Annotated in this window: 16 protein-coding genes and 1 pseudogene; all 17 read right to left on the bottom strand. The window is 42.5% G+C overall.

Going from position 1 to position 15,840, the window contains the following annotated elements:
* Nucleotides 1-148: 148 nt before the first annotated feature.
* The 17 genes and pseudogenes from ACXADP_RS08690 to mce all read right to left on the bottom strand — a co-directional run bounded on the left by ACXADP_RS08690 (nt 149) and on the right by mce (nt 15,826).
* Nucleotides 149-409 carry a hypothetical protein gene (locus ACXADP_RS08690; protein ID WP_474971260.1) on the bottom strand — a complete coding sequence of 87 codons (261 nt, stop codon included), beginning with the start codon at nt 407-409 and terminating at the stop codon, nt 149-151.
* 286 nt (nt 410-695) lie between these two features.
* Complete coding sequence (locus ACXADP_RS08685; protein ID WP_474971259.1) at nt 696-1,151, bottom strand: GNAT family N-acetyltransferase; 456 nt, start codon at nt 1,149-1,151, stop codon at nt 696-698.
* 364 nt (nt 1,152-1,515) lie between these two features.
* The gene (locus ACXADP_RS08680; protein ID WP_474971258.1) at nt 1,516-2,148 is read right to left on the bottom strand and encodes a type 1 glutamine amidotransferase family protein; all 633 of its coding nucleotides are present in this window, start codon (nt 2,146-2,148) and stop codon (nt 1,516-1,518) included.
* A gap of 74 nt (nt 2,149-2,222) precedes the next feature.
* On the bottom strand, nt 2,223-3,185 hold the full coding sequence (locus tag ACXADP_RS08675; protein ID WP_474971257.1) for a helix-turn-helix transcriptional regulator: 963 nt from the start codon (nt 3,183-3,185) through the stop codon (nt 2,223-2,225).
* A 735-nt stretch (nt 3,186-3,920) separates the two neighbouring features.
* Nucleotides 3,921-4,127, bottom strand: a complete 207-nt coding sequence (locus tag ACXADP_RS08670; protein WP_474971256.1) for a hypothetical protein — start codon at nt 4,125-4,127, stop codon at nt 3,921-3,923.
* A gap of 308 nt (nt 4,128-4,435) precedes the next feature.
* Nucleotides 4,436-4,816, bottom strand: coding sequence for a VOC family protein (locus tag ACXADP_RS08665; RefSeq protein WP_474971255.1), 381 nt, complete (start codon nt 4,814-4,816; stop codon nt 4,436-4,438).
* Between the two features lie 629 nt (nt 4,817-5,445).
* Complete coding sequence (locus tag ACXADP_RS08660; protein ID WP_474971254.1) at nt 5,446-5,973, bottom strand: hypothetical protein; 528 nt, start codon at nt 5,971-5,973, stop codon at nt 5,446-5,448.
* A 768-nt stretch (nt 5,974-6,741) separates the two neighbouring features.
* Nucleotides 6,742-6,951: pseudogene (locus ACXADP_RS08655) on the bottom strand (IS1595 family transposase); the annotation flags it as partial.
* A gap of 72 nt (nt 6,952-7,023) precedes the next feature.
* The gene (locus ACXADP_RS08650) at nt 7,024-9,267 is read right to left on the bottom strand and encodes an ABC transporter permease (RefSeq protein ID WP_474971253.1); all 2,244 of its coding nucleotides are present in this window, start codon (nt 9,265-9,267) and stop codon (nt 7,024-7,026) included.
* Nucleotides 9,264-9,965 carry an ABC transporter ATP-binding protein gene (locus ACXADP_RS08645; protein WP_474968933.1) on the bottom strand — a complete coding sequence of 234 codons (702 nt, stop codon included), beginning with the start codon at nt 9,963-9,965 and terminating at the stop codon, nt 9,264-9,266. Before ACXADP_RS08645 ends, ACXADP_RS08650 begins: the two co-directional genes overlap by 4 nt.
* Nucleotides 9,966-10,163: 198 nt before the next feature.
* Nucleotides 10,164-10,388 (bottom strand): DUF3892 domain-containing protein, encoded by a 225-nt coding sequence (locus ACXADP_RS08640; RefSeq protein WP_474968934.1) that lies wholly within the window; start codon nt 10,386-10,388, stop codon nt 10,164-10,166.
* A 93-nt stretch (nt 10,389-10,481) separates the two neighbouring features.
* Nucleotides 10,482-10,634 (bottom strand): small acid-soluble spore protein P, encoded by a 153-nt coding sequence (locus tag ACXADP_RS08635; RefSeq protein WP_027955473.1) that lies wholly within the window; start codon nt 10,632-10,634, stop codon nt 10,482-10,484.
* Between the two features lie 14 nt (nt 10,635-10,648).
* Entirely contained in the window at nt 10,649-10,777 is a 129-nt protein-coding gene (locus ACXADP_RS08630; RefSeq protein WP_084163123.1) for a YpzI family protein, read from the bottom strand.
* A 58-nt stretch (nt 10,778-10,835) separates the two neighbouring features.
* The gene (locus tag ACXADP_RS08625) at nt 10,836-12,083 is read right to left on the bottom strand and encodes a DNA polymerase IV (protein ID WP_474971252.1); all 1,248 of its coding nucleotides are present in this window, start codon (nt 12,081-12,083) and stop codon (nt 10,836-10,838) included.
* Nucleotides 12,084-12,269: 186 nt separating this feature from the next.
* Nucleotides 12,270-13,394, bottom strand: coding sequence for a M20/M25/M40 family metallo-hydrolase (locus ACXADP_RS08620; RefSeq protein WP_474968936.1), 1,125 nt, complete (start codon nt 13,392-13,394; stop codon nt 12,270-12,272).
* A gap of 69 nt (nt 13,395-13,463) precedes the next feature.
* Entirely contained in the window at nt 13,464-15,011 is a 1,548-nt protein-coding gene (locus ACXADP_RS08615) for an acyl-CoA carboxylase subunit beta (protein ID WP_474971251.1), read from the bottom strand.
* A 2-nt stretch (nt 15,012-15,013) separates the two neighbouring features.
* Complete coding sequence (gene mce / locus ACXADP_RS08610) at nt 15,014-15,826, bottom strand: methylmalonyl-CoA epimerase (protein ID WP_474968938.1); 813 nt, start codon at nt 15,824-15,826, stop codon at nt 15,014-15,016.
* Nucleotides 15,827-15,840: the final 14 nt, after the last annotated feature.

Genomic DNA, 15,840 nt, shown 5'->3' with positions numbered 1-15,840 from the left:
TTCACCTTTCTCAGTACATTCACCGCTAATTCACTCCTTTAACATTTTTCTCACTAAACTGCTTCGTTATTGAAAAAGCCACCGTCCATATTGAACAATCGACCCCGTTTATGTATGACTCGAAACCGAGATACTCTGAAGTTGATCTTCAACTATCGCTCGAATAGTTTAATAACATAAACCCTGATGCTATAAACACTACAATTAGAATTAATTTTATGTAACTACTATGTTTAGGTGTTCCATGGTCTTTCTCTAAATATGCTATATAGTTCACAAGTAAAAGTAATCCAACGATTGATGTAGCAAATCCCACTTTGTCATCTTGTATTAACATAGCCCTTAAAGCCATGAATCCTACTAGAAAATACCCCAAATACCCCATTGTAAATTGCAAAATATGCTTCATACCTTATCCTCCTAAGTTACAACCAATAAGGTGTTTTACTACCTTCAACAACAAAATATACAACCTACTTTGAGTAACAATTATCATTTTTATCGACATTACTTCTCCGTCAGTACAATATACAAAAGTAATTATTCAACTAACGCCCCCCGTTTGATTAAGACTTGAATTCAAGATAATCTCTCTTTAGTGGAAACTTTCTTCTAACGGCAGTTATTGCGTGAGATCTAAAATCCTAAGTATTCATTTACAAAAAAAGGACCATTATTAGGTCCTTTTTGATTAATTACTGGTTTATATATTTTATAACAGCCATTTCTTTACCAAACCTATCTCCATTATCTAAAAACCCTAAGCTGGAATAAAGCTGGTGGGCACCTGCATTCATAGGATGATAACCAACAACAATTTTCGTTGCATTTGGTAATTTTTCCATTTCTAAAACCATTAAATTAGTTGCTGCTTTGCCTATACCCTTACCTTGGTAATCTTTATCAACCATTATTCTGTAAACCCAATAACCATCAAGTTCTTCTTGAACCGAATTGTACATTAAAAAGCCTACTAATTTCTCTTCAAAATATATAGCATAAGGTTTTAATGTAGGCTCAAATTTTGTTTGAGCTATTGATATTGCATTTGATTCTATGAATTCTGCTTGTTCTGTTGATACCTCTAATTCACAGCACTCATACCAGTTCTCTTCATTTAGTTCTACAAGCTTCACGTTTTCTGTATTCACAAATGTTTCCCCTTTCAGAATTTGGGAAAACGCTAAACAACTTTGTTAATTCGGCGTAATCCCCTTAAATTTATTACCGATTATTGCCTTCTTGTTTAACATAATGAACGCCTCCTATAACAATTATTGTCTAGAAATAATATGATGAATTTTCAGACTTTCCAATTATAGCACACTTTTTGCTCATCCATAATTGCGACTTATTAAAGAAAAGCCCCCGTTTTTATAAGACTCGAATTCAAGATAATCAAAGCTAGGGGTGGTTCTTATGCCTTAATCTGAAGCGCTAGAACCGTCCCCTCACTTCCAAAAAGCATGGTAATTATTTAAACTAACATAAATCTGCAAATTTGCTTTATTTAGCTCATCTATTTATTGAATCCATTAACTGGAAGAAGTATTCAGGTTTATGAGTCTTATTTAGGTTATACCATGAATGTAATATATCTGGTGTAAATACATCTAATTTTTTCAGTACCTCCATTGCAAATTCCAGAGGAGCTATCCCTGATGCAGTAATTAAATTCGCATCAGATACCGCAGATCCCAACTCATAGAACTTTTCTCCATTATAGTTAGGACATACCATTTTAGTATATTCTAAGTTATTACTTGTATGTTTTCTAGTATCTAAGTATCCCATATTCGCGAGGGCCTCAATGGAGCCACATATTGCAGCAACAATCGTGCCAAGCTTTAAAGCCTGGCCGATTTTTTCCAAGATAGGCTGATGAATATCTTCACTCCAAGTAGTCCCTCCTGGTAAAATTAAAAGATCTTTATGCTCAAATATAAATTCATCAAGGGACATATCTGGTTTTATGCTCAGTCCTCCCATCGTCGTAATTATTTCTTTATTAGCTCCTACTGTCATTACTTTTAAAGGTGCTAAATCTTTTTTGAAATACCTTCCTGAGTTTAGTTCAGCAATTAAATATCCATATTCCCAGTCTGACATGGTATTAAATACATATAAAAAAACTTTTTTTGTTTGCATCCAATAACACTCCAATCACATTTGATATAGCCAGTATAATAAAACTTCCCTGACAGTTAGCGTCAGGGAAGTGATTATACTTCATGAAATTTTATTAAATCCGACAGAACTTCAACAAGTCGTTTCTTTAGACTGATTGGCTCAATCACTTTAATAGATTGATTGTACGGTAAAAGTAAATAAGGTACATATGTATGGAGTACATCTTTTTCAAGAAGAAAAACGGCTCGATTGGAAGTCCGTTCTTGTAAATAATGTCCTAAAAACCAATGCTGACAAATATCATCCAATACACTTTTATCCCCACTAATAACGAAAGAAATCCCCCTTTCCTTATCTTCTATAGCCGGAAGAAGATTTCTTGTAAAAAAGTCATGTGCTGAAAAATTTTTGGGCCGGTTAAACTTATTTTCGGTTAGCATTAGACTTTCGATGCGATCTACTCTAAAACTACGGATATCATTTCTAAAATGACAAAATCCAATCACATACCACTTATTATTCCAATAAATCATTCTATACGGATCGACCAATCTCTCATCTAACTGTTTTTCTCCACTTTTATGGTAAACAATTTTTATTGAGTACCCGTCAGCTACGGCCTGCTCCAACTCCTTCAAAAGAGGTTCCATAGAAAATGAACATGATCGACTGATCACTTCAAGACTCGTTAAATGTTGGTTTACCTTTGTTTCCTGCTCTTTATTTGAGTAGTTACTTAGTTTTGAAATGGCCCTATTTAGTGCCTCACCACCATAATATCCGGCTTCTTCTGCAAATACAGCAGCGTGAAATAGCGAAGTTTGCTCCTCAAAATCAAAAAAAAGAGGAGCCTCAATAAAATTGTTCAATAAAGTGTATCCACCGTTATGTCCTGGTTCTGAAATAATAGGTACGCCACTTGTTGAAATTGTATCAATATAACGATACACAGTCCTTATATTCATCTCTAACTTTTCTGAAATTTGTTTTGCAGTAATTTTTTTATCTGAACGAAGCATCCATAGAATTGCTAACATACTATCAATTTTAGGCATATAATCCCCCCTCTATCTATATAATTAATGACCATCTTATATTTCCAATTATTTCAAGTGTTATAATACTGAGCCATCCCCTAATTCCATTAAATGGCCGGCTAATTCAATAATATCCGTCTATATATTTAGAAATGGGAACCAACCATTATTAAAGATTAGCCCCCGTTTTTATAAGACTTGAAACTGAGATAACTCCCAAATTATGTAGTATAAAATCACACCAAAAACAATATTTAATACTATAGTGTTTGTTATTGGACATTTAAATTAACGTCTTTTCTCTTCTTCACTATATTTACCGCGAATCTAATTATTAAATAAAGGATAAGTACATTTAACAGAAAAGTCGCAGGATTAATGGCCATTCCATCATTTCCGCTAAATAAGTTATCAAAAAGCCAGACACTGTAAGGTTCTTTCTGGTGTATCGTTATATACTTTAATGGAAATCCAAAATTATGGTTGCCTATCCCTTCATTAGAATAATTACTAGGTATGAAATATGGTATAAAAATACATAAAAGCAAACTCCAACTCATATGTTTCCAGTTTAACTTCTGCACAAAACCCCTACCTGATTAAACTTTGTTCGCTTTTTAAATTTATAATTTATATTCATCAGAACCACTATGCAAGTGAAATTAAGGGGGAGTACTCTTTTAAGCAATCGCCCCCGTTTTTATAAGACTTGATTTCGAGATAAATGAAGCATATTTTTAACTAACGCTCTAGTTACTTTAACGAATTTTCCATTTGTTCTCTCCGGATTTCCCGTATACACTTCCACAATCCCATTCCTCCAGCCAGCATTGATGGAGGAAGACTCCAATATAGGTACCCCCAGTTCCCTGTCACCCCTGCCATCAACAGGAAAAAAACAGGGAAACCGACTAACACGATGATGGACGTAGCCAACGCGATCCGTGTTTCTTTTTTCATCCAACCCCTCCTTTTCTTCCATCATTTTACCATATTTCCCCATAGTACTCAGATATGGGAAAGACCCACAAACGATTTCCCGCGAACCCGGTATTTATGTATTTTTAAACGGAGCCGTGTAATAGACGTAAAAAAAACAGAACGTCTGGGCATCGATTTCTACATCTTCGTATTGAACTAAAGCCCCAGTTTTTATAAGACTTGAATTCGAGATAATTACTCTCAAACTTTGTTGAGTGTTAAACTGAAGTGATTTTTAGTCATTGCCCAAAATTGTTAGGCTTTATTAGGGAAAAGGAGATTTCATATTACTTTTTTTCCATTACCGCAAAATAATTATCTTCATTATCCGCAAAATTAAACACTCTACCCGATGGCATATTCACAATTTCTCCCACAGATATTTTTTCATTTTGCAAATTACTATATAGATTTTCAAAATTCTTAGAGTAGAACATTAAAGAAGGTGTATCAAGATTTAATCCTGGAGACATTTTAGCAACAAATTCTTTGTTGTGAAGAACAATGGTCGTTTCAGCCTCCTTTTTGGGAGCAATCTCAATCCATCTCATTCCCTCATCGTTATTTTCTTCTGAAGTCACAATAAACCCTAATTTCTCTGTCCAAAAATTCACTGCTTCGTCTTGGTTATCAACATATAACATAATTTGCCCTACTTTAGTAAACACAATTATCCACTCCCTAAAAGTTATACTCTTAATATTCTCTATTTAGCAAGTGAATGCCTCCTTTTCTAAACTGTCTCCAAATAATATCCCCACATTTCATTCAAGATTTGCCCCCGAATGTTTAAGACTCGAAGCCAAGATGCTTTTACAATTTGTCTCTACGCCTCAGCTTATTTATTTTAGGAATAATAAAGTACCAGGAAATCAAACCGCCTATCATTAGTCCTATGATGGTTGGCCATTTCATTTCCCCGTATATGAAGTACACAGAGAGAATAGAAACGAATGCAAAAACAAGTGCAGAGATAATACCATCTTTAGTTCTTTTGCTCATTTTGCAATTCCCCTTCTCCTACTTATATTTGAAACTATACCTTTATTCTTGGTGTTTTGTATTCCTTAAGGTATTAAAGAATAGCCCCCGATAGTTGAAGACTCAGTTTCAAGATACCATAATGATTTCCTTTATAACATGGATCTCTAAACTACAACTATTCTTCATTTTTCTGCATTAAACTTAATTTCCCAAGAAACTGTTCTTTTCTCGATCGGGTGTTTTTGGAAGTTTGTAGGACGGAGGCTCCGTCACCAAAAGGAAATGGAATAAAATAGCGCATTGTATCCTTTCTTTAACTAAGTTCTCTTTGGTATATCACTTCCCCACCTTTATCAAAAATTTTTACAGACCATTGACCGGTTAGCCTAGGGGCTTCGTTACTTTCGTGGAAAAAGATAAAACCTGTTTCACCATTCACATCTTTGGTAACTTTAGATTCATCAGAGAACGTAACTTCAATTGAATCTCCTTGATTGATTAATTTTTTATCATTGATAATAATGTAGACGTGCGCATTATCTCCACCACTCATCCCTATCGATAAAGCTTGAGGCGTACTATTGCTCCACCCTGTATATGCAGAGGAGAGTTCTTCTTTTGATTTGTAGAGTGTGTACTTACTGCCCTCTTCTAATATGTAAACCAATCCATTTCTTTTCTCGATAGCCAAGGGTTCTACCCCACGTTCATCGATAAACTTTTCTATATCAGAATCGGAGATAGAATTTTGGTCTTGAAGGTTATCTTTTTCAGGAACAAAAAGATAAATTGAACTTACTATAATCCCTAATACAAGAAAACCTATAATTGCTTTTTTCACTTTTGTCCCCCGTTTCTATAAGACTTGATTCTGAGACAATTGAATCATATTTTCAACTAACAAACCCTTTAGTTTAATTTGAATACATCACCAAATCAGAAACCATGAAGGCAATATACAGTAAAGTAATTGCTATAACACATAATAAAAAGATCTTAAATTTCTCCATAACAATTTCCACCTTTAATCAACAATCCTACTCCGTCGTTTGAAAATTTCCATTTATCAAGTGACTTTGTTGCATGTAATAAGGCAAGTATCTTTGTAAGCAATGCCCCCGTTTCAGTAAGATTTGATATCAAGATAATTGTAAAGACCTTACTGTTTCTTATTAGAACGTTTTTCATCATATTCTTCCGTCTTTGATTGAAAAAAGGAAATACTCAACCAGCCAATAACTGAGAGCACACCAACAAATATGGACGCCCAAAAACCCATTTGGCTCCCTCCTTAAATAAAACCTTTTACACCTTTGATTCCCCTTCTCGAAATCATTTCTAAAATACACTAACACTAATACGAGTGAGTTGTGATAAAGTTTCAAAACTGCCAATTATCTCGAAACTGAGTCTTCAACTAACCTGCCCTTTAGCAAAAGACTCAGTTTCGAGATATATATGCAACTAGATTCAATGGTTACAACAGTAATGTAGATAATCTAAGGGTTTCCTGGATTTCAACGATTAGAAATAAATTCCTTTTAACCACATTCCTCGTCACTTCATTCCGCTGATATTGGATACTCTCTAACACCTGAAACAAGGTAAGGTACAGGAAATAGGTGTCGTCCATTTCAACGATACCCTGGAATGTTGAACTTTCCATCTGTTTTAATGCCGAAAGAAGCTTGTGCCTCCAATAGAACAAGGTTACGTGGGTAACGTCTCCCATCAACTTGGCTGCTTTACGGAGCGAATAACCCTCTATCATACATTCGATAAACTTCATCCAGCGATGAAGATGGCGCGTGCGGTATACAATATCAACATTAAACTTCAGCAGAGCCAATAAAAAAAGACACTCCGTTTTTCATGAGTGTCTTTTTTTCTATTAATCCTGTTGTTTTTTCAAAGCTTCCTGCAGGGAGACTTGTTTCAACTTCCGTTTGGAAAGAGCAATCGAGAGTGCATAGGTCAGCATAATGACGACAAATCCTGCAGCTGCCATCCACAAGGATACATCTGTCGGAAGAATGAATCCTGTCTGCTCTACGAGGGAGTTCATCAACTGTCCAAGCGCCAAACCTGCCAGAGGTATTGAAATCAAATAAGAGAGCATCACAACAGGTGTATAAACACTAAGAACAAGCTTGGATACTTCACTGTTGTGATAGCCCATGACCTTGAACAAGGAGATGGAAGGCGAATTTTCCTCCACGATCAAATTCGTCAACAGCGTAAGGACGATGACACTGATGACGACAGCAAAAACAGACATTCCGATTACCGATGACCGTGTAGCTCCGGATGTCGCTTCAAAACTGTCAATCACCTTCTGCTTATCTTCAATTTGATAAACATCCGGCCCCCGTTCCGGTGCTTCAGCCTGCCAGATGGCACTGTAAGCATCACCGGGATAGCCGAGAAATTCGTTAAAGGCCTCCCGGGGCAGGTAGATCTGACTGCCAATATACACATCAGCCACTCCCGCCACCTGAACGGTCATTTCCTCGTCATTTAAGGAGTTGGTAAGCGTTATGTCCTCCCCTGCCCCGACACCAAGGACCGCCGCAGCCGGTGTACTCAGAACAGCACCTTCCTTAAGTTCGGAGTTGAGTTTTTCCTCGTCAGAAAGAAGATGGATATAAGGGGTGTTTGTTTCGATTCCATACCCCGTCAATTTTGCATCCTCACCTTTTACATTCACTTCGCCGACGGTAAAAGGATCAGAACCATCGGCTGGTTCTTCCGTTTGTAAGGACTGGTAATAAACCGCATAATCGTAGGTCATAATGTCCTCATACGTCGTTTCCACCAGTTGATCCATACTGTTGAACGTAATAAAACCAAACAGCAGTAAAACGGTTGAAAACATGACACCAAGGAAGATATAGAGACTCCTCGCTTTGTTACGGACAAGGAGGCGCAGTCGGAACCGTTGAATAAAGCTGCCTTTGTTCAATAGCGGAAGACGCTCCAGCCACGATTTCCTGCCGACCGTCACTTCTTTCGGGCGCAGAAGTGTCAAAGGATCGACTTTTAAAGCCCTGTGAATCCCCCACGCTGTCAATGAGAGCATGAGCACCAGAGGAATAATCAGACCAATGACGAGCACCATCGGATTAAAATCGAACATAGATAAGGCAGGTAGATTGAAATAGTTTGCATATAGATTAGATAACGGAACGGATAAGGCGGCACCCGCTGCCAGTCCGAGAACCGTACCACTTAGGCCGATGACCCACGCATAGCCGAGGTAATGCCGAAGCAGTTCATTCCTCCGGTAGCCAAGCGCCAGCAGCGTCCCGATTTCCTTGCGCTGCATATCAATCCGGCGTCTCATTAAAAGAAGAACCATCGCTGCAGCAAGAGCCAGAATGAAGAGCGGGAGTGTATTGTTCATACTTTTTGCGCCTTCAATTTCTGTATCCACGAACTGAATCCGGGGGTTGTCACCGGCTTCTACAAATTGCAGAATGGTCGTCTCCGCACGGACAGCCTCCATGAAACCATCAGGAACCTCTCCATCACTGGACCATCCCGTGATTTCTGTCTGGGACAGGGACGACCACTGATCCATGACACGCTCTGAGGCTATGGCTATACCGAATTTCTCCGCATCGCTGATCAAATCCGTCAATTGTTCAATCATGTAAATATAGTCAGGAAGAAAAACAAATCCTGTCACTTCCATCCGTTCTCCGCTGATTTCCACCTCATCACCGATATGCAGATCATTTTTTTCAGCAAAAACGGAGGAAACAGCGATTTCACTGTCATCTGTCGGGTTCGAACCCTCGGATAGATAAGGAAGGTTGATTTCTTCTGTTTGTGAAAAGACCCTGAGCACTGAACCGTCTACATCAGCATCATAATAGGACCTGGCCTCAAGGGTGACACCAAACTCCTCCTCCCACTCCTGCAGCTTGGAGGAGTCCACCGGCTCAGAAGGTACGAAATGGAAGGTCTCCTGTTTATAATCTTCGGTAAACCTGGCATTCCGCTCTTCCAACGTCGTCACAGCCATCGACAAAGAGACATACAGCGTAACAGCCAGCAGGAAGAGCAGAATGACACCGGCATATTGAAATTTCTTCTCTTTCAGTGTACGGATCATCGATTTTTTTAAAATCATGACCACGTCACCTGCTCAGGGTCCACCAGTGTCTCGTTTTCAAACGTCTCTACGATTTCCCCGCTGCTCATCCGGATCACCTGATGGGCCATCTCTCCGATTCCCTGGTTATGAGTAATGATGAGTACGGTCGTTCCGTACGTTTCGTTCACGTATTTCAGCAGCTTCAAAATATTCTTACCCGTATCCTCATCCAGGGCCCCCGTAGGCTCATCACATAACAGGATGTTCGGATTTTTAATTAATGCACGGGCGATGGCCACACGCTGCTGCTCTCCACCACTCAATTGAGAGGGGAATTTATCTTTTTTATCAAGCATTCCCACTTTTCTCAGCGTATCCTCCATCGAAAGCGGATTACTGCTCAACTCCCGGCCGACTTCTACATTTTCCTCAACAGTAAGAGTGGGAATAAGGTTATACTGTTGGAAAATGAACCCAATATTTTTTCTTCGATATTCCGTCAGCTGTTTGTCCTTCAATTCATCAAGCGTCCGGCCATCCACTACAATCTGTCCTTCGTCATAGCGGTCGATGCCCCCGATCACGTTCAAAAGTGTGGATTTACCCGATCCGGAAGGCCCTAGAATTGTGACAATCTTTTTGTCCGGTACAGTCAGACTCGCCTCACGCAGCGCCTTAACCGTCACCTCTCCGCTTTGATACGTTTTTGTAACCTTTTCTGCGAAGATCGCCATTTCATCATCCCCATTAAAAAGTTTTGTAATATTTTATGTTTTATATTTCATTTTAAGTTTACAACACCCCTAAAAAAAGTCAACTACTTTTGAAATATTTATATGATATTATTTCATTTTTATCACATCCATCTGATTTGTTTACTGTTTACATACAAAAAAACCGGACAGAGCTTTGTATGCTCTGCCCGGTTTTCCTTAGAAAGAGGGAAGGTTGTCCAGGTTGTTGGATTGTATGCCATCCGGCTCACTGCGCAGATGGTCTTCCCCATCCTTACCACGAATCAGGTTCACGTGTTCCAACTCACCGATGCGCGCCATTTCGTGGGCCTGCTTATAATCGACCACACGCCCTGACGCCAGCTGCATCTCAACAATGCTTCCCTGACCGTTCTTTTTTACAGCGACAATTCGTTCCGGCATAGTTCTCAACCTCCTCCTTTATAGAATCCCCTGAAGCGTTGAGGCTATGAACAGCAAAGAATGGAAAAAGCAGCCGCTCCCGGCTGCTTTTGATTACATATCGTGCGATGTTTTTTGTTTTTGACGGGAATGACGGGCCTGCTTGGCTTTGTGTGAGCCCTGCGCCTTTTCGCCATATGCCTGATCCGGACCGAGAGGAATGTCCGGACGTGTTTGTTGTTTGGGTCCCATGCGGCGTCCACCCATTAGAAACCGCCTCCTTATCTGCGTTTTCGAGCAGGCTCCGGCCCCTCCATCATCGTCGCCCCTGGATAACTGAGGCTCTGATCACGGTCGGACTGGACCTTTCCGGACTTTTTCAATTTCTTTTCTTGTCGATCTCTACCCATGATTCCTTCCTCCCTTCCTGTTTAGTATGAAACAAAAAAGCGGAGTCATGCCTGGGAATCACTTTTTATAATCGTCCAGAAAGTCTTTTTGAAAGCTGGTGGATATTTTGGTTTCATCCGGATTCGTCAACGTGCGGAAAGGGTTTTTCCCGTATTTCTCTGTGAGTGTATCAATGGTTTTATACAATTTTTCCTTACCGGCATACTGTTCATAATTGAATAGATCAAGCTGCTGGGTGACCTCGGATTTTTCTGCGAGGTCACCGGCAGTTACACCGAGAAGCCGGACAGGATCCTGATTCCAGTGCTGGTCAAAAAGCTGGATGCTGTGTTGGAACAGTTCATCGGGTTTACTGATGAATTCCTGAAGCTGGCGGCTCCTCGTCACCGTTTTCCGGTCATGATACCGGATCATGAGCTGCACGTTCCTGGCAAGGACCTTTTTCCCGTTCATCCTCGCAGCAACCTTATTGGAAAGCCGGCGCAGGACGGTTTGGATTTCATCCTCGTCCGTCGTGTCATGAGGAAGCGTTGTGGAAGTGCCGATACTTTTGAAATCATGCACAGCTTCAGGGTCCACCAGTCTGTCGTCCATTCCGTTGGCTCTGTTCTGCAGACGCTCTCCATTGATACCGAGGATCCCTTTCAGTTCTATGACGGAATGCAAAGCAAGTCCGCCGATCGTTTCGATCCCAATTTTTCTTAACTTCTCTGCTGTTTTGGATCCCACGCCGTGCATGTCTTCAATCGGAAGCTTCCAAAGCGTACGCTCGAGATCCCTTTTTCTTAAAATGGTTATCCCCATGGGTTTCTTCATATCGGAAGCCATTTTTGCCAGAAATTTATTCGGAGCAATCCCGATACTGCATGGAAGATCAAGCTCTTCGGCGATCCGCTGCTGAATGCGTTCTGCAATTTCAGGAGGAGAACCTTGGTCGGAACAGTCGGTAATGTCCATGTAGCCTTCATCAATGGAGACAGGCTGGACGAGAGAGGTCACATCGGCGAGAATTTTGAACATCTCTTTGGATGCTGTGCGGTAGCGTTCAAAATTCGGCCGCATCACCATCAGGTCCGGACAGAGTCTTCGCGCTTCTCCAAGCGGCATGGTCGTTTTCACTCCGTATTTTCTTGCTTCATAGCTGCTCGTCACGATGATCCCGCGTCGTTCTTCCGGATTGCCGGCAATAGCTAAAGGCTTCCCTTTTAAGCTGGGATCAAAGGCAGCTTCCACTGAAGCATAGAAGCTGTTCATATCCACATGAAAAATGACCCGCCCTTTTTTTGGATACCACTTTGAAGCCATACGTCTTTCCTCCATTAGAACATTTGTTCTTTTATTATAGCATAGACCACGGGATGTATGGTGCGGACTGCTCGCACCGGAAAAGGCTGCATCATTCAAGTGAAAAAACAGCCGAAATAAAAACCCGCACGGCGCTTGAGATACACCGTACGGGTTTTGTATAGAAGAAGGGACTCTCCCTCTTCGTTAAGATGCCGCTTCTTCAGCAATAGCTGTAATAAATTCGGCAATTTTTTCAAGTTCAGCTACAGGGATGCGCTCATTGGTCGTATGGATTTCTTCGTAACCGACGCTCAAGTTCACCGTCGGAACTCCGTGGCCGGCAATCACGTTGGCATCACTGCCGCCGCCGCTGCGGAGCAGTTCGCTTTCCCGGCCGATCCGTTTGGCTGCCGAGCGGGCCACTTCGACCACTTCGTCACCAGCCTCCTGCTTATAGCCCGGGTACATGACCTGGATATCCAGGTCCACTTCTCCACCCATTTCTTCTGCTGTTTCATAAAATGCCTGTTTCATTTTCTCGACCTGCTCTTCCATTTTCGCAGGGTCGAGCGAGCGGGCTTCAGCGAGAATTTCGGCATGATCGCATACGATGTTGGTTTTCTGACCACCTTCAAAGCGTCCGATATTCGCTGTCGTTTCCTCATCAATACGTCCCAGAGGCATTTTTGCGATGGCGCGTGACGCCAGCGTGATAGCTGAAACCCCTTTTTCAGGAGCTACACCGGCATGAGCCGTTCTGCCTTTGACGACAGCATTGATTTTCGCCTGTGTCGGAGCCGCTACGACAATATTTCCAACCTGCCCGTCACTGTCAATCGCATAGCCGTATTTCGCTTTCAGGAGCGAACTGTCCAGAGCTTTCGCACCGACAAGGCCGCTCTCTTCTCCGACTGTAATAACGAATTGGATATCTCCATGCTCTACGCTCTGCTCTTTCAGAGAACGGATAGCCTCAAGGATGGCAGCAATCCCTGCTTTGTCATCCGCACCGAGAATCGTCGTTCCGTCCGTGACGACATACCCGTCCTCGATGGAGGGTTTTACGCCGTTCCCTGGCACGACGGTATCCATATGCGAAGTGAAGTAAATCGTATCGGCTCCATCTTTCGAGCCTTTGAGATTACAGATCAGGTTGTTGGCTCCGTGACCTGTCGCGTAAGCCGCCTCATCTTCCAGTACTTCAAGTCCGAGGTCCGTGAATTTCTTCTTGAGTACTTTGGAAATCTCTGCTTCCTGCGTTGTTTCGGAATCAATTTGGACGAGTTCTAAAAATTCGTCCAGCAAGCGCTGTTTGTTGATTTCTGCCATGGATATTTCCTCCTTCATATGTAACCACATTCCTCTTTGTACGTTAGCGGAACGAAAGAATCATGTCAATTAAAGAGGAATATTTCCATGCTTTTTATAAGGACGTTCCTCCCGCTTGTCCTGCAGCATATCCAAAGCCTTTACGAGTGTGCTCCGCGTTTCCCGTGGATCGATGACATCATCGATCATCCCGAGACCTGCAGCAACGTATGGGTTGGCAAAACGTTCGCGGTATTCATTGATCTTATTCTGCCTCGTTTCTTCAGGCTGTGCACTTTCCTTGATCTCCTTGGCGAAAATGATGTTGGCGGCTCCTTCAGGCCCCATGACCGCAATTTCAGCGTTCGGCCAGGCGTAGACAAGATCCGCTCCTATGGACTTACTGTTCAGCGCCACATAGGCCCCGCCATACGCCTTTCGGGTGATCACTGTAAGTTTGGGCACCGTAGCTTCTGAATAGGCATAAAGAATTTTTGCTCCGTGTCGTATGATTCCCCCGTGTTCCTGTTTAATACCAGGGAAAAACCCGGTTACATCCTCAAACGTAATAATAGGGATATTGAACGAATCGCACGTACGGATGAATCGTGCGGCTTTATCGCTGGAGTCGATATCCAGCCCGCCGGCCATATATTTCGGCTGATTGCAGACAAGGCCGACAGCCCTGCCGTCCATACGGGCAAAACCAACGACAATGTTTTTGGCAAAGTCTTTTTGAATTTCAAAGAATGACGACTCGTCCACCACTTCATCAATAATGACGCGGACATCATAAGGACGGATGGGATCAAAAGGAACCTTATCGGTCAGGTCCGGACGGAAATGATCCCTCGTTTCTTCCTGGATCATTGGTGTTTTCTCTTCGTTATTCTGAGGAAGATAACTGATGAGCCTCCGTACAGCATCCAGGGCCTCCGCTTCATCCGTTGTCTTCATATGGGCATTTCCACTGAGCGTATTGTGAACGCCGGCGCCTCCGAGATCCTCAGCGGATATTTGTTCTCCCGTAACCGTCTCTATGACTTTCGGTCCCGTAATGAACATCTGGGACGTCTTTTCCACCATGATGACGAAATCGGTGATGGCCGGTGAATAGACCGCTCCACCTGCACACGGTCCCATAATGACTGAAATCTGTGGGATGACTCCCGAATAGATCGAATTGCGGTAAAACACCTGTCCATATCCATCCAGAGATGAAACCCCCTCCTGGATTCTCGCTCCTCCCGAGTCATTCAAACCGATGAAAGGCGTTCCGTTCTTGGCAGCCAGATCCATGACGGCAGCAATTTTCTTTGCATGCATCTCCCCCAATGCTCCGCCATACACTGTGAAATCCTGGGCAAAAAGATACACACTTCTTCCATCAATTTTCCCGTATCCTGTGACTACCCCTTCTCCCGGGGCTGTTTTGCCGTCCATCCCGAAGGCATCATGACGATGCTCTATGAAAGGGTTCAGCTCAATGAAACTACCCTCATCCAAAAGGTGATCGATCCGTTCACGGGCCGTCCATTTCCCTTTTTCGTGCTGCTTATCGATGCGTTCGTCCCCGCCGCCGAGTTCAACCTCTCTGCGCTTATCGTATAATTCGTTGATTTTATCGAAAATATCCATGTCTACTCCCCCTTCCCTGGCTGCCAGAGTTCATAAAGAACACCGCCGGAAGCTTTCGGATGCATAAAGGCAATATCGGCCTGATGAGCACCCGTTTTCGGCTCTTCATGAATCATTCGGATTCCCTGTTCCTTGTATTGCTGAAGGCGTTTATGCAGATCATCGACTTCCAAGGCGATGTGATGGATCCCACTGCCTCTTTTCTCCAAAAAGGAAGCGATGGCGGAGGTTTCATTCAGAGGCTCCAAAAGCTCCAGCTTCGTCTCACCAATCCTTAAAAAAGCAGCACGAACATGCTCCGATTCCACGTCCTCTACAGCTTCCAGTTCCATACCCAGCGTATGCTGATAAAAAGGAAGCGCAGCATCAATGCTTTCCACTGCAATCCCGATGTGGGCAATTTTCTTTGGAGTGCTGATCGTTTCTTGATGGATCAGCTGCTTAATATAAACGGCAATGGCGTCTGTCGGCGATCCGCTGGTGAAAATTTTGTGGACCCCTTTTCCTTCCAGATAAGGAATATCCTCAGCCGGAATGACTCCTCCACCGATGACAGGGATGTCATCGGCCCCTTCCTTCTTGAGAGCTTCCACTACTTTCGGAAACAAGGATTTGTGCGCTCCGGATAACGAAGATAAACCGACGACATCGACATCCTCCTGCACGGCAGCCCGGGCAATCTGCACCGCAGACTGTCTCAGACCTGTATAGATGACTTCCATTCCGTGGTCCCGGAGAGCCTGGGCGATGATTAAAGCGCCGCGGTCATGCCCATCCAGCCCTGGTTTAGCTATAAGTACTCGAATTGGCTTCATACTGACTCATCCCT

This window comes from Halobacillus sp. AWH4_228 (assembly GCF_056158365.1).
The sequence above is the reverse complement of the archived record's forward strand: the minus strand, read 5'-3'. Positions and strand labels throughout refer to the sequence as shown.